The sequence below is a fragment of the Streptomyces celluloflavus genome, from assembly GCA_000720995.1.
GTDB lineage: Bacteria > Actinomycetota > Actinomycetes > Streptomycetales > Streptomycetaceae > Streptomyces > Streptomyces celluloflavus.
This window is the reverse complement of sequence record JOEL01000034.1, coordinates 45,912-66,787: the sequence shown is the minus strand read 5'-3', so window position 1 is coordinate 66,787 and position 20,876 is coordinate 45,912. Positions and strand designations below refer to the sequence as shown.

Sequence of the window (20,876 nt, the reverse complement as noted above, 5' to 3'; positions counted from 1 at the left end):
CGGCGCGCTCGGCGAGAAGAAGATCTCCTACTTCGGCTACTCGTACGGCACCTACCTGGGCACCGTCTACACCCAGATGTTCCCCGGCCGCTACGACCGCATGGTCCTGGACGGCGCCATCGACCCACGCAAGTTCGGCCCCCGGCTGCTCCGGGAGGCCGTCGGTGAGAACGAGCAGGCGCTCGCCGACTGGGCCACGTGGGCTGCCGCCCGCCATGACACCTACGGCCTCGGCCGCACCCGCGCCCAGGTTCTCGCCACCATCGACCGCGTCATCAGCGCATCCGCGCGCGCACCGCTGACCGTCGGCAGCGCCCCGGATGCCTTCCAACTTGACGACACCCAGACCCCGTTCCTCCTGCTCGCCGGCCTCGACAGTGACACCGACGCGTCCCGCGCGGCCCTGGGCGAGCAGGTGTCCGTGCTGAACGAGGCCGCGGCCGGGCGGCCGACCCGGCTGTCACCGCAGTTCGCCGGGCTGCTGCGGTTCGCGCTGACCGGCGAGCAGTCACACCACGGCAGTGTGCAGTCCGCGGTCATCTGCGGGGACGTGGCGGCCCCGCGCGACCCCGAGGTCTACTGGCGCGACATCGAGCGCAGCCGCGCCGCGTACCCGCGCTTCGGCGCGCTGGCCGACAACATCGGCCCGTGTGCCTTTTGGGACCGGCCCCGCGAGAAGCCCACCGAGGTGAAGCACGACACCAAGGCGCTGATCGTGTCCGCCACCGGCGACCCGCGCACCCCGCACAAGGGCGCCGTCGCCCTGCACGGCCTGCTGCCGAGCTCCAAGCTGATCACCCTCAAGGGCGCCAACCGGCACGCGATCTACGGACTGTACGAGAACGCCTGCGTCGACAACGAGGTCAACCAGTACCTGGCCACCGGCCGGCTACCCGCCAACGACCGGACCTGCTCCAAGTAAGCCAGGCTTCAGCCCGGGTGAGCGCACATTCCTTGATCAGGAGCTTCCCTCAAGAGGAGCCACACCCCTCTTGAGGGGGAAGGTTCGGCAGGAACGGCCGCCCCGCGCACAGGCTGTACGCGCGGGGCGGGCCCGCGAGTGACGTTCTGACCCGGTGTCCGGGCTCGGGGGCCCCGCGGCAGTACAGTGCGGAGTTCCGGTCCGACGTGATCGCGTTGTGGCAGGCTTCGGCCGGCAGGCGGACGTTCAAGGACGTCGCGGCTGATCTGAACGTCAACCCGAGACGCTGCGGATCTGGGTGCGTGATGCCGGCGGTCGCCCGGTCGCCGTCGGCGCGTCGCAGGACACCGAGCCTCGGTCAAGCCCGGAACGGTTCAGTGGTCACAGTGCTCCCTGGCTGGTTCGGGAGTGCCGGCCGATACCGAGGTCCGGATGCTGCGGGAGCGGTTCAAGGGTTGGGGGAGGATGACGGTGGGCCAGACGCCGGCGAAGGGCGGCACCCCGCCGAGGGGATGCCGGCCTCGGGTTGCGCCGGTTCCGCTCAGGCGGCGCGGTGGGTCTTGCGGCAGCGTACGGCGACGGCGGTGCCGCCACCAGCGACGATCTGCGCGGCGGCTACACCAGTGATCGCCGCGGTGTTGATGCTGGTCGACGCCCTCATCGGCGCGGACAACGCCTTCGTCGTCATCGGATCCGACGAAGACGCCTCACCGGCGGGCTTGACGCAAGTCTGATTCTTCGTCGGCAGTTTGCCGGTAGCCAGGTACCTGTTGACCTCGTCGTCCACGCAGGCGTTGCCGTAGCGGCCGAAGAGGGCGTGCCGGTTGGCGCCCTTGAGGGTGAGCAGCTTGGAGCCGGGCAGTTGCTCGTGCAGGGTCACGCTGCTCTTGTAGGTGGTGCGGGGGTCGCCGGTGGCTGCCACGATCAGTACCGGGGCGTCGCGGCGGACCTGGGTGGGTTCCTCGCGGGGGCGGTCCCAGAAGGCGCAGGGGCCGACGTTGTTGGTCATGGGTCCGAACACCGGGTGCGCGGCCCGGCTGCGTTGGATGTCGCGCCAGTAGACCTCGGGGTCGCGCGGGGCGGCCACGTCCCCGCAGAGGACCGCGGCCTGGACTCCCGACGGTTCGGCCGCGCCGTGCAGCAGGTACCGGAGCGTCGCGGCGAACTCCGGCGAGAGCGGCGTCGGTGCCGTGCCCCGTGCGGCCCTGCTCAGCACGGCCAGTTGCTCGGCGAGGAACGCCCGGGTCGGGTCGGTGTCGTCCCCGATGCCGGAGTAGAGGAGGACCGGCACCTGGGTGTCGTCGATCCGGAAGGTGTCCGAGCCGGTGCCGACGGTCAGCGGGCCGCCGGCGGACGCCTTGAGGACGCGGTCGACGGTGGTGAGCACTTGGGCGCGGGTGCGGCCGAGGCCGTATGCGGCGTCGCGGTCCGCCGCCCACGCGGCCCAGGCGGACAGCGCCTTCTCGCTCGCGCGCTCGGTGCCCTTCGTCAGGCGGGGGCCGTAGTCGGCGGGGGCGACCGCGCCGTCGAGCACGACGCGGTCGTAGCGGCCGGGGAACATCTGGGTGTAAACCGTGCCCAAGTAGGTGCCGTACGAGTAGCCGAGGTAGGAGATCTTCCGCTCGCCGAGCGCGCCGCGGACGACATCCATGTCACGGGCCGTGTTGCGGGTACTGATGTACGGCAGCACTGAGGCGTCATGGGTGCGGCACTTCTTGGCAAGGCTCTTCTGCAGGGCGACCTGGCGGTCGAAGCCTGCCCGGCTGGCGCCGGCCGAGAACCAGGACGTGCCGACGGGCCAGCCGCAGTCCAGTGGGGTGCTGCGGCCGACGAAGCGCGGGTCGAAGCCGACGATGTCGTAGCGCGCGCCGACGTCCTTCATCGCCTTGCGGACGTCCGGCGGCGACTGGACCGAAGGTCCGCCCGGCCCACCGTTGTTCAGCAGGATCGATCCGATGCGGTGGCGGGTGTCAGTGGCCTTGAGCCGGGATATCGCGACGGTGATCGTGCGCCCTGCGGGGTGGGCGTAGTCGAGCGGCACGGTGACGTCCGCGCACTGCACACCGGCCTTGTCCAGATCGCGGCCCGTCGTGTCGACGGGGCCCGTGACGCAGCTGCCCCAGCCGAGGTGTTGCCGGTGGTACCGGTCGAGCCCGGCTCCGGTGCCGTTCTTGGCGGGGGCCTCTGAAGCTGAGGCCAGGGCGGGGGAAGTGAGGAAGCAGGCGGCGAGGGTGAGGCTCACGGCGGAGGCGCGCCGCGCGGTGGGGCTGAGGATGGTCACAGGTCTCCTTGGGTTGGTGGGTACGGTCGGTGGCGCGGAACGCGGTGTCCAGGGCGGCGCGGAGGAGGTGCTCACGGGTCACCTGAGCCGTTCGGTCAGTCGGCCGTCATGACCCGGTCGGGTTCCGGGGCAGGTGCGTTCGCACGGTGCTGCGGGTGGCCGCCGTTGGTGGGCCGTGGGCGGACCGGCCACCAGATGCTCCGTCCGAGGAGTGCGGCAAGGGCGGGGACCAGCACCAGCGAGAGGACGAGCGCGGAGAGCAGGATTCCGAGCGTCATGGCGAAGGCGATCTGCTCGTTGCCCGGGGTCGTGGCGAGGGTGGCGAAGGAGCCGGCAAGGACCACGCCCGCGGTCGCGATGGCCGGTGTCGTGTGCTGCACCGCGCGGGCCACGGCGGCGCGGGCCGGGCCCGGTCGTTGCATTTCCTCCCGGATCCGGTCGCTGATCAGGATGTTGTAGTCGGTGCCCAGTGCCACGACGAACAGAAACAGCACGAGCGGGAGGGAGAAGTTGACGCCCGGCTTGCCGAGGACGTGCTGGAAGAGCAGGGTGGCGGCGCCGAGGGTGGCGGCGAAGCCGAGCCCGACGGAGAGCATCAGGATCACCGGTGCGAGCAGGCTGCGCAGGAGCAGCAGGAGAATCAGCGCGATCAGTGCGGCCGCGACCGGGAACACGATCTTCAGGTCGTGGTCGACGGCGGTGGAGATGTCGGCGTAGATCGCCGCCGTTCCGCCCACGTGTGCCGTCGTTCCGGCGGGTGTGTGCTGGGCGACCGCTGCCCGCACGGGTCCGGAGGCCAGGTCGCGGGCCTGCCGGCTCTGCGGGTCCGCGGTCGGGTAGAGGTCGATCCGGGCGGCGCGGTGGTCCTCGTTCAGGACGGTCCGTGCGACCTGGCCCACGTCCTTGACCTGGGCGAGAGCACGGGAGAGGCCGTCGAGCCGGCCTGCGGTGAGGGTGCCGCCGTCAGTGACGGTGACGAAGATGCTCGTCGGGTCCGTCACTCCGGCCGGCAGCGCACGGGATATCTCGGTCGCGGTGGCCGCCGCAGGGATCTTGGCAGCGGCGTTGCCCTGGCCGTAGTCCATGCGGATCCCGATCAGCCCGGCGGCCAGCGCGGCAAGCAGGGCGACGGAGGCGAACGTCATCGTCATCGGCCGTCGTGCGACCCGCGCCCCGAAGCGGGCGGCACGGCCCTCGTCGGGCTCGTGGCCAAGGGCCTTGGCGGGCCAGAACATCTTGCGCCCGGCGGCCGCGAGCAGCGCCGGCAGCAGGGTGAGGCTGCCGAGCAGCATCACCAGGACCGAGACGGCGATGGCGGGGCCCAGCGAGCGGAACTGGCCGAAGGTCGCCACGCCCAGCGTGGCGAACCCGGCCACGATGGTCAGCGCCGCCGAGGTGATCGCGGTGCCCACCCGTCCCGAGACCTGCCCGGCGGCCTCGCGGGCCGACTGCTCCGGCCGGGCGCGCAGTTGCTCGCGGAAGCGGAACAGCAGGAACAGCAGGTAGTCGATGCCGATGCCGAGCAGGACCACGCTGATCAGATCAGGGGTGCCCGCGTCGAGCTTGCGCCCGGTGAGTATCGCGGCACCCGCGACGGCTCCCCCCGCCACGCCGATGATCATGGCGACCGCGACCAGCGGCAGCAGGGCCGCCAGCACGCTGCGGAACACCAGCACGTTGATCAGCAGGATGAGCCCCATGAGGAGGGCGCCCCCGACCTTCGCGGCGGTCTCGTGGGAATCGGTGGTGTCGACGGTGTCGGCGAGACTTCCGGTGAAGCCGGTGCGCATCCCCGCCTCGGAGAACTGCGTCCGGGCGGCGTCCCGGAAGGCCCGGTAGACGCCCTGGACCCCCTTGTCCGTGCGGTTCCCGATCAGCTCGACGGAGAGCAGTTCGAAACTCCGGTCGGGTGCCACCATCGCCGGGGCGATCCGGGGTGTCTGGGAGCGGTCCGGGACCAGGAATTCCGGTCTGTCGTCCTCCCTGGGCATGATCACCCGGCGCTGCGCCAGCTTCGCCGCCTCGGCCTCGACCCGCTTCTGGTCGGCGGCGCCGAGAGCCTTGCCGTCGGACCGGGCGACCAGCATCGTCACGGTGGTGGCGTCGGGGTTCACCCCGAACTGTTCCTCGGCGATCTCCAGGGCGGCGGCCGAGTCGTAGCTCTTGGGCAGGAAATCCCCGGTCTGGTTCTGGGTGACGCGGCCGATCAGTGTCGGGGCCAGGGCGCTCAGCACGACACCCAGCACCGCCCAGAGGGCGATCACCTTCCACGGGTGTCTGGTGGAGTATCCGGTCAGGGCGCGGATCACGATGTCCTCCGACGGACGGACTTGCATGCGGACGTCTGCCGGGGGCTCCCGGCCGGTATCCAGACCATCACCCCGAGGGGCCGGGAAGCGTCCTGGCAGCGGATGATCCGGACCGGGGCCCTGGGTCCTGCCCAGGCCAGGGACCAGGACCCAGGTCCTGGTCCCTGGCCTGGTCGCGGGCCGCGAGCTGCCGCCGACGGTGCTGCCACCAGTGCTGCTGTGCAACTCTGTACCGGAGGCCGTAAGGCCGGACACAGGGAGAACAGACATGCGCAGGCGCCGACCCATCGGGCCCGGCGATGCCCGGGAGCCGCTGCGCATCGACAGCACCGGGCCGCCGTGGTCCCGCAACGATGCACTCGTGACCGGCGGGGCCTGCGCGATGAACCTGCTCAGCTACGTGTTCTTCGACGATCCCGACGGCCGATACGCCGTGAGCGTGGCCGGGTTCCTCCTCGTCGCGCTGGCAGCCCTGCCGCTGCTCGTCCGGCGCAGCCACCCGGTGGTGGCGCTCGCTGCCGTACTGGCACTCGATACGACAGCCACCCTGACCGCGCCGCTGCCCAGACACTTCGGTGCCGTCCTGCTGGTCGCCCTGTACTCGGTCGCCAGGGCCTGCACCGGCCGGGTGACAGCGGTCGCGGCCGTCGCGACGGTGTCGCTGACGTTGCTGAGCCAGAGCCACGGCCGGATCCCGCCCTGGCAGGACGCCGCTGTCACGCCCCTCTCCGCCCTGATCGTCGTCGGCACCGCCATGGCGGTCAACCGCTGGCAGCGGGAGGTGGCGGCGAACCGCAGACTTCTCGCCGACCGTGCGGTGGCCGACGAACGCCGCCGCATCGCACGGGAGCTGCACGACATCGTGGCCCACCACATCACCACCATGCAGCTGATGGCCGGCGGAGCCCGTGCCAACCTCGCCCGACCGGAGGTGGCCCGGGACGCCCTGGTCACCCTGGAATCCTCCGGGCGGCTCGCCCTGCGCGAGATGCGCCAGCTCCTCGATGTGCTGCGGGCCGGTGACGAACCGGAGTCCGCGCCGTCGCAGCCCCAGCCGGGCGTCGACGACCTCGACCGTCTGGTGGCCGAATCCCGCCTTGCCGGACTGCCGACCGAGTTCAGCGTCCACGGGCCGCAGCGCCCGCTGCCGCCGACCGTCGGCCTCACGGTGTTCAGGATCACCCAGGAAGCCCTCACCAACGCCCGCAAGTACGCGGGGCCCGCCCGCGCGTCCGTACGGCTGACGTATCGCCAGGACCGGGTCACCGTCGAAGTGCGGGACGACGGTGGGAGCACACCGCCGCAGGAGGGCGCGTCGTCGGTGGGCTCGGGCGGTTACGGCCTGATCGGCATGCGCGAGCGCGTCGCCCTGCACGGTGGCACCCTCGCCGTCGGCCCGCAGCCCGACGGTGGGTTCGCGGTGGTGGCCGACCTGCCGCTGACCACGGACGAGGCCGCCGAAGCAGCCGTCCAGCACGAGGGGGCACACCGATGACCGGGACCCGGCCGAACACACCGAGGATCAGAGTGCTGATCGCGGACGACCAGCCGCTGGTCCGGCGCGGCCTGTCGCTGATCCTCTCCCCCGACCCGTCCTTCGAGGTCGTGGGAGAGGCCGAGGACGGCGCGCAGGCCGTCGCCCTCGCCCGCCGGCTGCGCCCCGACGTCGTGGTGATGGACATCCGGATGCCCGTCCTCGACGGTGTCGGCGCGACCGGGGAACTCGCCGCCACCGTGCCCGGCTGCCGGGTCCTGGCCCTCAGCACCTTCGACATGGACGAGTACGTCGTGGGTGCCCTGCGCGCCGGAGCCTGCGGGTTCCTGCCCAAGGACAGCTCGCCGGAGGACCTGAGCGCGGCGATCCGCACCGTCCACGCGGGCGAGGCCGTCGTCGCGCCGCGTCTGCTCACCCGGCTGATCTCCACCTACGTACGGGCCCCTCACGGCGCGTCGCAGCCACTCCCCACCGACCTGGGCGAACTCACCCCCCGGGAGGTCGAGGTGTGGCGCCTGATGGCCACCGGTCTCGACAACGCCGGGATCGCCCACGACCTGCACATCAGCGTCTCCACGGTCAAGAACCACATCACCAGCATCTTCGGCAAGCTCGACGTCCGTGACCGCGCCCAGGCGGTCATCGCGGCCTACGAATCGGGGCTGGTCACCGCCCGCGCGGCAACCGGCAACCCGCGCGGCGACGGAAACACCGCATAGCCGGGACGGCCGGTGCGCTCACTGCTTGCACAGGGTGGTGTCGAGGAGGGCCGGGCCATCGGCAGGGCCTCCCGAAACTCCTACGCGGCCGGCTTGTCCCGCCGCGAGGGCGGGTAACACCCCGAGTTCCCCTGGCCGGGCCTGCCCCGGGGCGGGGAGGCGTCCAGAGCGTGGACTGCCCCGGACGCTGGTTCAGCGGCACAGGCGGGCCGGGTCAGGCCATCTGATGTCGCGTCAGCCCGCGACTCCGGGCACGACCAGGCCGGTTTCGTACGCGATCACCACCGCGTGGGTCCGGTTCCGCGCGCCGAGCTTGGTCAGCACGTTCCTGACGCGTGTCTCCACCGTCTCCGGGCTCACCGTGAGCGACTCGGCGATCTCCGGGTTGGACAGGCCGGTGGCCATCAACCGCAGCACCTCCTCCTCCCGCCCCGTCAGCGCCTCGGCGCCACCCTCCTCGCATCGCTGCCACCGGTCTGCCACGCGTGCGCTGCTCCGCAGTCATCCCACCGAAGCGGCGGCCGGGCGCCAGTAGCCGTTCCGACAGGGCAAGATGCCGGGCGCATCGTCCCGGTATCCTGCGCTACTCGGTCGTCCCGGGCATGTCCGGCCCGGAGAAGAAGCGGTACTTCGTGCCGGGTTCGTCGGGGTGCATGAAGAGGCCGTCACAGATTCGTCGGCCTGGACCAACAGCGGTGCCTGATCTCCCTCGTAGGGTCGCACCGGAGGCCAGCAGGTGCTCCAGTGCGTCCTCGACGAGGAGACGAAAGCATGCAGACACTTTTGCGTGGCGGCCGTGTCATTGATCCGGGAACAGGGTTCGACGGCATCGCCGACGTCCTCATGTCCGACGGCGTGGTCAGCGCCGTCGCCGCAGGGCTCGACGCGCCACCGGGATGCGCGGTCGTCGACGTCACGGGTTTGGTCGTCGGTCCGGGGTTCGTCGACCTGCACAGCCACGTGCACTCCATCGCGGGGCAGCGGCTGCAGGCCATGGACGGCGTGACGACGGCCCTCGACCTGGAAGCGGGCCTCATGCCCATCGGACGTGCGTACGCCGAGGCCGCCGCGGACGGACGCCCGCTGCACTACGGCTTCTCCGCCTCGTGGGGTGGTGCCCGGGCCCAGGTGCTCGCCGGCATCCAGCCCGACGCACAGATCGGGAGCGGCCTCGCGGTGCTGGGAAACCGCGCATGGCAGCGCTCCTCCACCGATCGTGAACTCGCCGAGTGGCTGGCCCTGATCGAGGGTGAGCTGAGCGCCGGAGCGCTCGGCATCGGAGTCCTCCTCGGGTACGCGCCGCACAGTGAGCCTGCCGAGTTCCTTGCTGTCGCCCGGCTTGCCGCGAAGGCCGGCGTGCCGACGTACACCCACGTCCGCGAGCTGGTCGAGGTGGATCCCGGAACTCCCGCAGACGGCTCCGAGGAGATTGTCATCGCCGCGGCCGAGACCGGCGCAGCGATGCACCACTGCCACGTCAACAGCACTTCGGGCCACCACATCGACCGGGTACTCGGCGCGTTGGACGGTTCACGGCGGTCGGGATCCCGGGTGACGGTCGAGGCATACCCGTACGGGGCCGGCAGCACGGCGATCGGAGCGGCCTTCCTCGACGCCGAACACCTGCGGATGAAGGGCCTGTCCCCGTCGAGTGTCGTGATGCTCGAATCGGGGGAGCGCATCGCCGACGAGGGGCGCCTGCGGCAGTTGCGGAACAGCGACCCCGGGGCGCCCTGCATCCTGGAGTTCCTCGACGAGGGCAACCCGCGCGAGCTCGCGATGCTGCACCAGGCGCTGGCCTTCCCGGACGCGATTGTCGCCAGTGACGCGATGCCCGTCATCTGGCCCGACGGCAGCAACGACAGCACCGAGTGGCCACTGCCGCCCGGGGGAACGACGCACCCGCGCACCGCGGGAACCTTCACCAAGACGCTGCGCGTGATGGTGCGGGAGAGCGGTGCCTGGGACTGGCCGGAGGCGTTCCGGCGGTGTGCCCACCTGCCGGCGCGGGTCCTCGACGAGGTGGCGCCGGGCGCTCGGGCGAAAGGACACCTCGGGGTCGGCGCGGACGCCGACATCGTCGTACTCGACCCCGTGGCGATCACCGATTGCGCGACCTACTTCGGCCCCACGCGGCCGTCTGTGGGCGTGCGGCACCTGTTTGTCGGTGGTGTCCCGGTGGTCAGTGCAGGGGAGTTGCAGGTCGACGCGCTACCCGGACAGCCGCTGCGAGGTGAGCCACGATGACGGCGACGCGCGCCGAGGTGGCGGTGGAGGCCCTCATCGCGGACATCGAAACCCTGGTGCGGTGCGAGCCGCCGTCGTCCGATCACGAAGCCGCCGCCCGCAGCGCAGACGTCGTGGCGGCACTGGGACACAGGCTGCTGGACACGGAACCGGATCGCGTGGTGATCTAGGGGTGCACGCACCTGAGGTGGCGGTTCGGCGAGGCACCGCGTGTGCTGCTGCTCGGACACCACGACACGGTGTAGCCCACCGGATCGCTGAAGACACACCCGTATTCCTCCCGCGACGGAGTGCTGCGCGGGCCGGGCTGCTTCGCGCGGCAAACGATCTCCTGCTAACGATCACATCCTCGACCAGCCCGAACACCCCGCCCTCGCCCCACACCAGCCCCGGGACCTCCAACAGGATGGAAAAGCTCATTGGCCGCCGGCAGTGGGAGTCCCCCGGGACTTTTCTGGAACTTCCGGCTACCTCAACGGGCACGAACGTGAAACAGCCGAAAGGTCATCTGCGCCAGGTCAGCGGCGCGCGGGCGTCCAGCGTGGCTGGTTATGGGGCTGGATGGTCTCTTCTTCGACATTTAAGGGGTGAGGTCGGGTGACCTGGACGAAATCCCTGCAAACGGCCTGTGAGCTGCGGAGACTCTTCTCGGTAATTCCCACTGCCACCGCTTGCTTCCGCCCCCTTGTGCACCTGGTGTACGCCGTCCGGCCACTTCCCTGACTTGATGTCAAGAATGTTGCGAGGGCCACTACCTCATAGTCGAGGTAGCGGCCCTCGCGTTTCGTCACCTCACGTTCGGGCTGCAGCGTTCAACAGGGGCGATATTGCGTCAGGCGCCCCGCCAGGAGCCGCATCGTCGAACCGCTCCTCTCGCTCAAGCTACGCGAGACCGTCATACGGGCGACGAGCAAACGCCACCCTGCGCCGGCGCAACGTCGCGTGCCGATGCCCTCAAGGAACCCTCTCAAGGCCATCCCGAGGCAGTACCGATTCGCCACGCGACCAGGAGTGTCAAGGAGCGGCAAGTGGCAGTACGTATTCACCAGCCAGCCGGGCAAGGTGCAGGGGAAGCGGACGAGCCAGCGGCGGATAGTCGTCGTGGAAGCGGAGTTGGTGCGCAAGGGTGGCCCATTCGGCCGGCAGATCGGCTCGATCGCCTTCCCGCCCGGCGTCCGCCAGTGTCTTCTCCGAGAGGCAGCCAAGCGCGGTCAGCTCCAGGCACACCGGGTTCCAGGCGGTCTTTCGAGGAGCCGCCCTGCCCAACTCGGTGGGAACCAGCTTCATGAGCCCCTTCGGCAGGGTGGCTGTGTGCGGGACATCTGCTGTGCTGCCGAAAACGCGGTTGTCCGGATCGGATGGTCCCCAGACACCCTTGGTAAAGCCGACCTTGCCGTTGCCGTCGTGCGCGTACCACTCGGGTACCTCGTTGCGCCCATTGCCGTCCCGGACAAGGATCACCCGCAGATCGGGCCCGTAGACGGAGAGCCGCTGATCCGGACCATCGCCGAAGCCCAACATGTCCTTCACCAGAGATCCGTTGCGTAGCCGAGGCCAGCACTGACGCATGTTGCCTGTATCTGCCAGCAGCAGCGTCGGCCGGTCACGCAACTGGTAAAGCAGCGTCCTGATCTGCCGTTCGGCCTCTTTCTGCCAATGTTGCTCTGGCGCCGCCCCAAAGCTATGGCCTTTCCTGCTCGGGGCTCCCAGTGCCCCGGCGACTCCGTCCCCTGTTGCGCCGCCCGCGGCCAGCGAGCGCAGCAGACGAGGGTAGGGCACCCATTCGGCGCGGCCGGGGTCCCAGCCGTCGACGGAGCCCTCGTCTGGACGGACGCGTACTGCGACCAGACGCCGCACGGGGCAGCGGGTGGGCCCCTTCCTGGTGTGGCGCACCAGCCAGAGGGCCACGTACTGCAAGTCACCCGGGATTCCCTCACCCACACGGTGGGCGGGTGGGGAGATGGCACCGAGTTGCCGGAAGGCATCCAGCCATGTCCAGCGCGCGCGGTGGGCGAGTGTGTCTTCTGCCTCCTGTGGCAGGCTCACGAATTGGCTCAACCTCCCCTGCCGGGCGCAGGCGATGCGCAGAGCGTGCTTGGGATCAGAGCCTGGGACGACGTTGAAACGCTCCTTTCCACCGATTTCGATAATCGCGAGCCCCAGCGCCTCCTCGGGCTGTGCGATGCGCTCGGCGACGAGTGCGCACCTGTGGCTGACGGTGTCGGCCAGCCGGAGGGCAAAGGGGCGCCTGCGGTCACCCGAAATTTCAAGGGCGGCGGCCAGCGATCCGGCGGGGCGGACTCGGACACGGATGTCGACGCCGTCCGCCTGCCAACGCCAGGTATCCTCGGCGCCGTCGACCGGCCGTCCCGGCGGCAGCCCGATTAGTGCGGGCAGCTCCGCCAGCAGTCCCTCCCTGGTCTCGGGGCTCTGCCAGCGGAGGTCGACATCAAGCGGGGCGCCGTTCAGCACGCGGGCCAGCGCGGAACGGCGGCTGAGGGCCAGAACCGCTTCCCGGGTGTCTGCCTGGCCGGCCGGAGCCGAACGGGGCTGCAGTGAGGGAGTGTTCCTCCTCGTTACCCGGCTCAAGTCGGGTACGCGGCGCAGCATCGGCCGCAGTCCCTCCTCGACCCAGGCATCGAGCAGTGACCGCTCCTTGGGCATCACACCGGAGGCCACGCTATGCGGGCCGAGGACCGGGCTGTAGACGATGCCCGCGGCGATGCCCTTGCGTCCCTTGAGCCACTTCTCCGGCGTGGAGAACAGATCCGCGGGCTCGGGGTATCGGCGCACGATATCCAGGTCAGGCAGGAGGATGGCCGGGCTGTGGCGACGCCATGCCACTCGTCCTCGGCTGCGGTCGAAGGCGAGGGTGTTCTCCACCAGCCGGGGTGCGCGATCCGGACCGTCGGGCCATGGCAGCGGCACGTCCAGCAGCACGGTCGTGCCGCGCAGTTCCCTGGGCTGAATGTCCAAGCGGGTGGCCCACCGGCGGATGCTCGTAGAGACATGGACGCGGAAGCGTTGGGCGAACGGCACGGTGTGCACAGTGATGGCGATCAAGGCCGAGTAGTACCAGGTGCGCTTCTTGTGCTCATATGCCTGCGGCGGCCAGGAGACCAGTTCGGCGCCGCTCTCGCGGCTGACCACACGGAAGTGGATATCCGGCCCCAGGGCTCGGAATGGCCGGGCGGCAAGACGGTGGGCGACCCACTCCGGCAGCAGGCTGAACAGCCGTCGGGCGGGTTCGGCAGTACCGCCGGACGATACGGAGGTTTCGGTGAGGTCGACCGGTTCGCTCTCCCAGGACGGGAGGTTCGCCACGATGGCGTCCAGGCGTTCGAGTAGCCGGTCCTCCAACTCCGGGTCCCTGGTGTCGTCGTCCTCGGTCTCGTCATCCTCGCGTCCGCGCAGCAGGCCGGCCGCCCAGGTGCCGACCAGCGGGCCGACGACCTCCACAGGCACCGGTTCGCGGCCGTACAGCCAGGCGCTGTCAGCCGAAGCGCCAGCGTTGCGTGCGGTGGCCACGACCCCAGGAGCCATGGCCCGCAGGAGGGAATTGAGCTGGCGTACCGGCAGCCGCGACGGTTGGTCACTCTGCCTGCGAGTCCGGTCGTACAGGTCGGTGAGTGCCGTGCGCAGCTCTTCGCCGAGCCGCATGACGTGCAGGGGCTCCAGCAGGGCCCCGTGCGCGGGGTCGGGTTCGTAGGCGGCGGTACGGATCGTGCCATACATGGTGCTGCTCCTTGTCAGTTCAGGCCGATGCGGTGACGTCTCGCATGGTCGTGTCGGCCTGGGCAGCGCCGCTCTGTTCGTCCAGGCAGCGATCTAGCATCTGCCAGAGCGGCTTGTAGAGCGCCCGGACAATGAACTGGTCGTGTGACGGGACGCTGACCGCGTCGGCGAAGTAGGGCCGCAGGACGTGACGCACGCTGTGCAGAAGGCTGGTCTCGAAGGTGTCGGGCTGCGCCGGAGTGGCAGCCTGCCGAGGTGTGAAGGCGGAGTCCACGAAGACCACCCGGGCAGGTACGCCGCCACGCACCAGGCGCCCGATGACCTGCCACATCAGCACAAGCATGTCCCAGGTAACCTGCTCTCGATCGTCCCCGAGTCGGCTCCAGGCCATGCTCCGCCGTAGCACCTGGTACCACCGTGACCGTGCCTTGTGCCGGACCGCTTCGGCACCGTCTGCCACGGTGGCTCCGCTACGCACCCACTGCGCGAACTCCCCGCTCTCCTGGGCACGCACGATCCAGTCATTGATCGCGTGCACTGCGAGCGAGAGGTCATCGGGGTGCGGGTTCGGCCGGGCCAGGAAGTACACGGTGCCAATGGCCGCCTCGTCGTTGTCGTTGAGGATGTTGTAGCCGCGTTCGATCGCGAGTAGCGGCGCCACCAGGATGTCGGCTCCACAATCCTTGAGATGTTCCACGTCCCCTCGGCGCAGCACCCGGGCGTGGTGGCCGTCGTCGCCGTAGTCGTCGTCCTCAATGTCCTCATCGTCCGAGACCAGCCGCAGTACCCGGCCTTTCCAGCGCATGTTGAGGTTGTGCAGCGTGTCGGCAACGATCCGTGCCTCTTCGTAGCTGCCCACCAGGAGCAGGATCTGATCGCGGCCGTCTTGGAGGTCCATGAGTTCGCGTTCCAGAGGACCGCCCTCGTCCTCCTCCTCCACGCTCGCTCCCAGCACCGTTGCGATGCGCCGGAGCTTGTCCGGCCGATCGTCAGGGTCGGTCCCGGACACTTGCATCGGGGCACCGCCGTCCTCGATGAACTCGAAGCGCATCAGGCTCTCCTCGGCGATGCGCCGGGTGACCTCCGGTAACGGCTCAATGATCACGCCTACTTCTACGGCGATGTGGTAGCGGCTGGACAGGCCCGCCCAACTACTGCCGGACATGAGCAGGACGTGTGCTCCAGGGCGGTCATCGGCCCTGGCGAGGTCGGGCAGTTGACGCAGCAGTTCTCGGCCAACACCGCTGCACCGGAAGAAGGTCAGCTCACCGCTGCGGACCCCGCCCTCGTCCTGGCCCTTGACGTGGAACTGAAAGCCGATGACGTTGCCCATGGGGGCCTCAGGCACCATCGGCCCGTAGTCGACCGGCCGGCTGTACATCGTGTTGAAGCCGAGGTTGAGGGCCGCCTCAACCCTCGGCCACATCGCGTTGATCAGAGCCAGCTTCGGCTCCAGGGCGCACAGCAGGAGGGTGAATTCGAAACGCTGGGCGAACTCCGTGCGCCACCGCTCCGGGGTCTGCGGGGGCTGGGGCTCCTTCCCGCGCCTGCCCGCGCCCTTGCTGCGCTCCCACTGCTCCCGCTTCTCCTGCCAAGCGGCATACTCCTGCTCGTACTCCTGTTGCTTGCGTTCCATGAAGGGCTCCAGCCGGAACACCTCATCCATCACATGCGCCACTCGGCGCCTGGTGTTGTCGGGGTTGCTGGTATGCAAGATCTCGTTGAGCAGTCTCGTGAGATCACCGAAGTCCTCCTTGGTGAACCGGAAGCGATCCCCAAAGGGGTTGTCCCGAAAGGCGTCCAGTTTGTTCCACAGGGTCGCCCGTTCCACACGGCAGGTTTCGTCCGCGCCGTCCCGGCACCGGTCGGCCGGTTCGTCATCCTCGGGGAGCTCGTAACGCTCGTCGAGGAGACCCAGTTGCAGCGTCCACGCGCTGAAGTAGCCGGTGCGGACCCAGATCCGCAACTTGTGGTCGGCTACCAGCATCGCGTATAGGCGGTCGGTGGCTGCTTGGGCCGTGTTCAGCGCCGCGGTGAAGTTCTCCACGTCCCGATCGGACAGCTGTACTCGGCCTCCGACAGCGAGTTCACGAATCTTGTGGCCGCTCAGCTTGTCGATGAAGCCGTCTTCGTCACCGCCGGCCAGGGGAACGGCCGGGGCGAAATTCTCGTCCCACTGCATCTGCACCCGATCCGCCTCGTCCACGATGACGAGATCGCTACGGCGGCAGGCCAATTCGAGGTAGCGAATGCGTTCGCCGTTCTGTGCCTGGGGCGGGGAGGCGTCTACGAGCGCGGCGGGCGTGGCCACCCAGATGTCTGCCCCCACGAGCGCCCGTGAGGTGTGATGGCGCGGGCACACGGACCAGTACGGGCAGCTCACCCGCTGCTTTTGCCAGCGTGACACCGGATGACGTCCCGCGGCCTCACGCGGCCGGGACGCTCCGGAGCGCAGCCGGGTGCAGGGCGCTTCGCCAAAGGCCAATGTTTCTCCCCTGGCCGCGCCACCGCGCAACGCATTCAGCACGCAAGAAGTACCCAGGTGATCAAAAGCCTGGTCCTGATGGGCGAGCAGCCGATGTTCGCCCTGTCCGGCCAGCCGCCGATGCAGCCGCTGTGCGTGGCGCTCCCTGCTGTTGGCTCCCACGATGGGCGCAGCAGCACCATCGGTATAGACGTTATAGAGCTTGACCAGTTTGAGCACCTCGGTGACATCGCCGACGACCACGGTGACCCGCTTTTTCTGGCGGCCGGTGGCCAGATGTACGGCGATGATGTCCCGCAAAGTGCTCTTGCCTGCTCCGACGATGCCGAGCAGGTGCTGGATGCGGTCCACGGTGAACGTCTGTGCATCCCGGAATCCGTGATCTGCCTTGACCGAGAGGACAAGCTTGCCGAGTCTGCCAGCCCAGTCGCGGTAATGTACGGCGTCCATTCGTACCGCCGTTTCCTTCAGCTCCTCAAGGCTGAAGGTCAGCCGCTCGCCCTGGCCCAGCGGCAGTGCGTCCATGTCGTGCCGGATGAGGGGCGCGTGCGGAACGGACGGCAGGTCAACCTCGGCCATGGTCCGACTGACCGGGAAGGCATGCGGTCCCGGGCCGGCCACTTTGAGGCGAGCAACAGCCAGCGGCGGTGCAACACGCAGCAATTCGTCGTAGGTGTCCCACCTGTCATCCGCCACGGACAGTTCGCGGCGCAGGGCGGGCCGATCCGGGTCGGGCACGTCGAAGCCGCGCAGAGCGCGGTTGAATCCCTGGTACCGATCCAGCGCTTCCCGCCACGCCCGGCGCCTGCGTAACGTCCACATCGAGTAGCGCCCGGCGCGCAGAACTGCCTCGCTGTCCGGGGGCAGGGAGACTCCCGAAGCCTGGGCGAATGGATAGCCGCTGAAGAGGACCCAGGCATGCGCCGCCGGGCTCTCCCGCATCAGCCGCTCCTGGAGACGCAGCCCGACTTCTACCTGGCACAGGGATTCGTAGGCAGCCTCGCCCACGCCCGGCTCGAACTGCCGGAGCTGCGCAATGACGTCATGCAGGCCGCGGGCAAGGCTACGCATCGGCGCCCTCCACTTTCTGGGTCGGTGGTGGGTCCTGTACGCGCAGATGGCGCTCCAGGTCATCGGGGGTCGTGAGGGTCACTCGTCCGCGACACTCATTGCTGAGCGCGGTTTCGAAAGCGTCGCGGTAGCCGTCCTGATCCACCGCTCGACGGGGAACCACCACCAGGGCGGGATCGGTGGCGCTGGAGAAAGCCTCGCTGACCCGGCCGCCCAAGAACGAGGGCTGCCGCCGGTCGTAGACCTGCATGAGGCAGGTCCGCAGCCCGCTGCCGGTGATGCGGTAGGCGCCAAGTCCACTATCCGCGAGAAGCTGGTGGCCGCCGCCGATACGTGCGAGTTCATCCATGGCCGCCTGTTCCGTACGGGCCGGGGCCACGAGGAAGGCACGGAGGCTACGTCGCAGGATCAGGCACTGTCCGGGCTCGCGGAGCAGGCGGAAGCGCACGCCGGGCGGACAGTCCTCCCCCTCACACCAGGTGTCGGGCCCGCTTTCCCTTTCGCCGCTCGGGGCGCGGGCCGGTAGTCCGCAGGTGCCGCACACGGTAAGCATCCGGCGGTCGAGTAGGGCCTCGGGGACAGGTTCGTACAGTTCCCTGACCTTGTTCCAGGTCATCGCCTCCCAACGGCGGCCGAACCGGTCCTGGTGGGTCACCAGGGGGTGGCGCGCCAGAAACTGCCGACACCGGCTGAACCGACCCGCCGAACCGCACCTGTGCTCCAGCGCCGCCAGAGAGTTGAGCGCGTCCTGCTCGACGCGCCCCGGCTGACCCAACGGAGCCAGCTCCAGGCAGGTTCGCGTCGGCATCATCCCTATCGGGTGGATCCAGCGTGCGCCTTGGGACACCAGAGCCGGAGACACGCCGAATTCCGAATCACCCACGCTGCGCCGGGTGCACCAGGACAGCAACTCGGGCAGGCTTTTCGGCGGCTTCCAACCGTGGTTGAGGCAGTGCAGAATCACCCGGTCAAGAGCAAGCTGCGCTTCGCGCGGGTACGGCAGGGAGAATGACCGCAGCCCATCCTGCTCCGACAAGATGGTCAGGGCACGTGCCAGTGCGAGGAAGGGATCGTTCCCGTGATCCATCCCGCGCTGCGCCTCTGCGTTGGTCGGCGCACGAGACGTCATGCAGCCTCCTTCCCGTCACTGCGCGCCGAGCACCAGCGCGCGACTTCACAGCGAGTGCAGGCGTCGCCGGGCGCGGGTGCGTAATGGTCATCGCTGTGCCAGTCGGCCACCAGGCCGCGGACCGTCTCCTCGGCGGCGGCCCGGACCGAGGGAACACAAGGATCGATGATCTCCAGGTCGGCGCCGGCCGGTCGAAGGACTTCCAGTTCGATACGAGCCCGGGATAGCGAGCCACCCAGGTCACCTCGCGAGACGAGTAGCACCGCCAGCGCCAGCTGCGGATAGCGATCCAGCAAGCCCTGGCGCCTGCTCCAGCCGCCGGCGGACGTCTTCGTCTCACGCCACACCCAGGAATCGCCGTCGCGGTAGAGGAGGTCCGGTTCCGCGATCACGAGAACATCGCCAAGGGAGTCATGGCGGACCACCCGGGGTTCCGCACGCACATCATTCCTGTCGTGTACGAACCGCAAGGGGCATACCGCCGCATGGTGGCGCAGCAGAAGTGCACCGAGCCGGCTCTCCTGCTCGGGAAGTTCGAACCCGTCCGGTATCCACCGGGCGGGAATGTCCATCGTGCAGGGGCGGCCGGAGCCGTGGCGTGCGGCTAGGTAGGCGTGTACGGCACGGCCACGTTCGGCTGAGGAACTGCGCTCAATGGTCTGGGAAGCCGGAAGGTGCAAGCGGCGCATGTGGTCGCGTGCCGGGCAAGCACGGTAGCTCCGGCCATTGGTGACGGACCAGGTGCGCCGGGGCCGTCCCGAAGCCTCCAAACCCAGCAGCCCTGGCGCCCTGCGCAGGGTCGGGCACACTGAGAGGTATGCGCATCCCACGCACGAGGGGCCGGGACGGTATTCCCGGCCATCCAGCACGGCGGACAGTGCCTCGGGCCCGCCGTACCTCCGATAGCGTTCCACGGCTTGCTCCCGCGTGCCCTCGAACAAGGTGCGGGTACGGCCGTCCAACAGTGCGAACTCAACGATGCGGACATGCTCCGGAAGAGGGCCGGGAACGCCTTCCGCAGTAGCCAAAGCCGCTGCCGCGACATGACCTTGATACGGATCCACCTCGCTGATCCGATTCACCGGCAGACGGAGTTCGCGCACGGTACCGTCTGGCGACCGCAGGCACCGGCCCCACACGGTGATGCGGTACTCACGCACTCCACGATGGTCAGGAGTGGACAGTTGGTGCCGATAAGTCCAAGCGGGTACCTCGGTCATGGGCCGAGACGGATCTACCGGGAAGGCATCCTTGTAGGCGGAGTTGGCGTGTGCGGTCCACTGCCGCAGTCCGTCATGAAGCGGTGCCCCAGGAGTCTTCATGAAAGGGCCGAAGGCGAAGTGCTCCAGGACTTCGCGATTCCTCTCCTGCCGCGACTGCGGCCGATAGCCACGGGCTTTCATAGCATCGGCGGCAGGGCAGCGGTAGCCGGTGTCCTTGAACATCCCCAAGGACACCGTGACGGCATCGGATTTCTTGAACACCCCATCGGGTGGTGACCAAGAATCTGCCACGTTCATTCCTCTCATTTCAGTGGTGACAACGCTCAGGCGTACAGCGCGCCGGGAAGGCAGGACGATGAATCGACACGGAAAGCTCGTATTGGAGCGCTATGAGCTGCTCGACCAGATCGGCAGCGGTGGCCAAGGAGAGCTGTACCGGGGGCGGGACACGGAGACGGGTCGGCAGGTGGCAGTCAAACTCCAGAAAGCACGCCTTTTCGAACCGGAGGACAGTTACCAGGGGATGGGCGACACTTTCGAAGAGGAAGCCGCCATGACCCAACAACTCACCGGCATCCGGGGTGTTCCGAGGGTCATCGCCAGTGGCCCAGTCGGATTCACCTACGAACGCCGCTGCATCGTCCTGGAGTTCGTCGAAGGGCCCGTTCTCTACGACGCTATGCTCAGGGGTCGCCCCCTCAGGACCCCGACGGTGGCTTCTATCATCGGCCAGTTGTGCGAAATCCTGCACCGAGTACACGATCGGCAATTGGTGCACCGCGACATCAAACCGGAGAATGTCATCCTTGATCCCAGCGGATGCGTCTGGTTGATCGACATGGGCCTCGCGCTGCACCAGGGCGAGAAGACAGACCGAGGCGACGGCACGCCGGGCTACGTGCCTCCTGACGAGTACGACGGTTGTCCCGACGGCGTGACCCTTCTGTCGGACATCTTCGCGCTCGGGTGCATGCTTTTGGAGATGACCGTCATGCAGTTGCCCTACGCAGGCATGGCCGAACGCCCCGCACCGGACTGCCCGGTGCTGCCGCCCGACCGCATGCGGCGGGTGCCCCTCCAGTTCCGCTCCCTTGCACTGAGCATGGTGGACCGCGTCCCTGGAAACCGCCCACAAGGCGTGCGTGAGGTCTTCGACCAACTGCGTCCTCTCCTGCCGACCTTCGGGTCGAAGCCCCCGGCCAAGCCCCTGCGCCCCGATCCCACCGAGTACTACCGGACTCGTCGACCCACCCTGTGAGC

12 protein-coding genes and 1 pseudogene are annotated in these 20,876 nt (G+C 68.9%); 6 read left to right on the top strand and 7 right to left on the bottom strand.

The window, feature by feature from the left end:
• Positions 1–922: alpha/beta hydrolase (locus IH09_RS25850; protein ID WP_190233412.1), on the top strand; the 922-nt coding region annotated here is incomplete at its 5' end.
• A 541-nt stretch (positions 923–1,463) separates the two neighbouring features.
• Here the strand turns inward: IH09_RS25850 and IH09_RS25845 are convergent.
• The gene (locus tag IH09_RS25845; protein WP_110952581.1) at positions 1,464–3,203 is read right to left on the bottom strand and encodes an alpha/beta fold hydrolase; all 1,740 of its coding nucleotides are present in this window, start codon (positions 3,201–3,203) and stop codon (positions 1,464–1,466) included.
• 95 nt (positions 3,204–3,298) lie between these two features.
• Positions 3,299–5,539: an MMPL family transporter gene (locus IH09_RS25840; RefSeq protein ID WP_205379066.1), complete on the bottom strand. Its 2,241-nt coding sequence runs from the start codon at positions 5,537–5,539 to the stop codon at positions 3,299–3,301.
• A 241-nt stretch (positions 5,540–5,780) separates the two neighbouring features.
• Between IH09_RS25840 and IH09_RS25835 the strand changes: the two genes are divergently transcribed.
• Both IH09_RS25835 and IH09_RS25830 read left to right on the top strand, forming a co-directional pair.
• A complete protein-coding gene (locus tag IH09_RS25835; protein WP_052859882.1) occupies positions 5,781–7,007 on the top strand; it encodes a sensor histidine kinase in 1,227 nt (408 codons plus the stop codon).
• Positions 7,004–7,726: a response regulator gene (locus tag IH09_RS25830; RefSeq protein WP_052859881.1), complete on the top strand. Its 723-nt coding sequence runs from the start codon at positions 7,004–7,006 to the stop codon at positions 7,724–7,726. Before IH09_RS25835 ends, IH09_RS25830 begins: the two co-directional genes overlap by 4 nt.
• A gap of 234 nt (positions 7,727–7,960) precedes the next feature.
• On the opposite strand, the pseudogene IH09_RS25825 reads toward IH09_RS25830, so the two are convergent.
• Positions 7,961–8,167, bottom strand: a pseudogene (locus tag IH09_RS25825) (response regulator transcription factor); the annotation flags it as partial.
• Between the two features lie 330 nt (positions 8,168–8,497).
• Between IH09_RS25825 and IH09_RS25820 the strand changes: the two are divergent.
• Positions 8,498–9,973, top strand: a complete 1,476-nt coding sequence (locus IH09_RS25820) for an amidohydrolase family protein (protein WP_052859879.1) — start codon at positions 8,498–8,500, stop codon at positions 9,971–9,973.
• On the top strand, positions 9,970–10,143 hold the full coding sequence (locus IH09_RS40185; protein ID WP_205379065.1) for a hypothetical protein: 174 nt from the start codon (positions 9,970–9,972) through the stop codon (positions 10,141–10,143). Before IH09_RS25820 ends, IH09_RS40185 begins: the two co-directional genes overlap by 4 nt.
• A gap of 844 nt (positions 10,144–10,987) precedes the next feature.
• On the opposite strand, the gene IH09_RS25815 is transcribed toward IH09_RS40185, so the two are convergent.
• From IH09_RS25815 to IH09_RS25800, 4 genes are read right to left on the bottom strand one after another with little or no spacing between them, the layout of a single operon-like run.
• Positions 10,988–13,708: a pPIWI_RE module domain-containing protein gene (locus IH09_RS25815; RefSeq protein ID WP_110952580.1), complete on the bottom strand. Its 2,721-nt coding sequence runs from the start codon at positions 13,706–13,708 to the stop codon at positions 10,988–10,990.
• Positions 13,709–13,727: 19 nt separating this feature from the next.
• The gene (locus IH09_RS25810; protein ID WP_190233411.1) at positions 13,728–17,264 is read right to left on the bottom strand and encodes a pPIWI_RE_Z domain-containing protein; all 3,537 of its coding nucleotides are present in this window, start codon (positions 17,262–17,264) and stop codon (positions 13,728–13,730) included.
• Positions 17,257–18,393 carry a pPIWI_RE_Y domain-containing protein gene (locus tag IH09_RS25805; RefSeq protein ID WP_052859878.1) on the bottom strand — a complete coding sequence of 379 codons (1,137 nt, stop codon included), beginning with the start codon at positions 18,391–18,393 and terminating at the stop codon, positions 17,257–17,259. The genes IH09_RS25810 and IH09_RS25805 overlap by 8 nt, the downstream gene beginning before the upstream one ends.
• A complete protein-coding gene (locus IH09_RS25800) occupies positions 18,390–19,877 on the bottom strand; it encodes a PD-(D/E)XK nuclease family protein (protein WP_318279542.1) in 1,488 nt (495 codons plus the stop codon). Before IH09_RS25800 ends, IH09_RS25805 begins: the two co-directional genes overlap by 4 nt.
• Here IH09_RS25800 and IH09_RS25795 point away from each other — a divergent pair.
• The gene (locus IH09_RS25795; RefSeq protein WP_205379064.1) at positions 19,831–20,874 is read left to right on the top strand and encodes a serine/threonine protein kinase; all 1,044 of its coding nucleotides are present in this window, start codon (positions 19,831–19,833) and stop codon (positions 20,872–20,874) included. The two genes, IH09_RS25800 and IH09_RS25795, sit on opposite strands and share 47 nt — an antisense overlap.
• Positions 20,875–20,876 lie beyond the last annotated feature (2 nt).

Bases quoted from the DNA above. Each gene is read 5' to 3' on its own strand.
- IH09_RS25840 (WP_205379066.1), bottom strand. From the start codon at position 5,539: ATGCAAGTCCGTCCGTCGGAGGACATCGTGATCCGCGCCCTGACCGGA.
- IH09_RS25810 (WP_190233411.1), bottom strand. From the start codon at position 17,264: ATGCGTAGCCTTGCCCGCGGCCTGCATGACGTCATTGCGCAGCTCCGG.
- IH09_RS25815 (WP_110952580.1), bottom strand. From the start codon at position 13,708: ATGTATGGCACGATCCGTACCGCCGCCTACGAACCCGACCCCGCGCAC.
- IH09_RS25820 (WP_052859879.1), top strand. From the start codon at position 8,498: ATGCAGACACTTTTGCGTGGCGGCCGTGTCATTGATCCGGGAACAGGG.
- IH09_RS25805 (WP_052859878.1), bottom strand. From the start codon at position 18,393: ATGACGTCTCGTGCGCCGACCAACGCAGAGGCGCAGCGCGGGATGGAT.
- IH09_RS25830 (WP_052859881.1), top strand. From the start codon at position 7,004: ATGACCGGGACCCGGCCGAACACACCGAGGATCAGAGTGCTGATCGCG.
- IH09_RS25835 (WP_052859882.1), top strand. From the start codon at position 5,781: ATGCGCAGGCGCCGACCCATCGGGCCCGGCGATGCCCGGGAGCCGCTG.
- IH09_RS40185 (WP_205379065.1), top strand. From the start codon at position 9,970: ATGACGGCGACGCGCGCCGAGGTGGCGGTGGAGGCCCTCATCGCGGAC.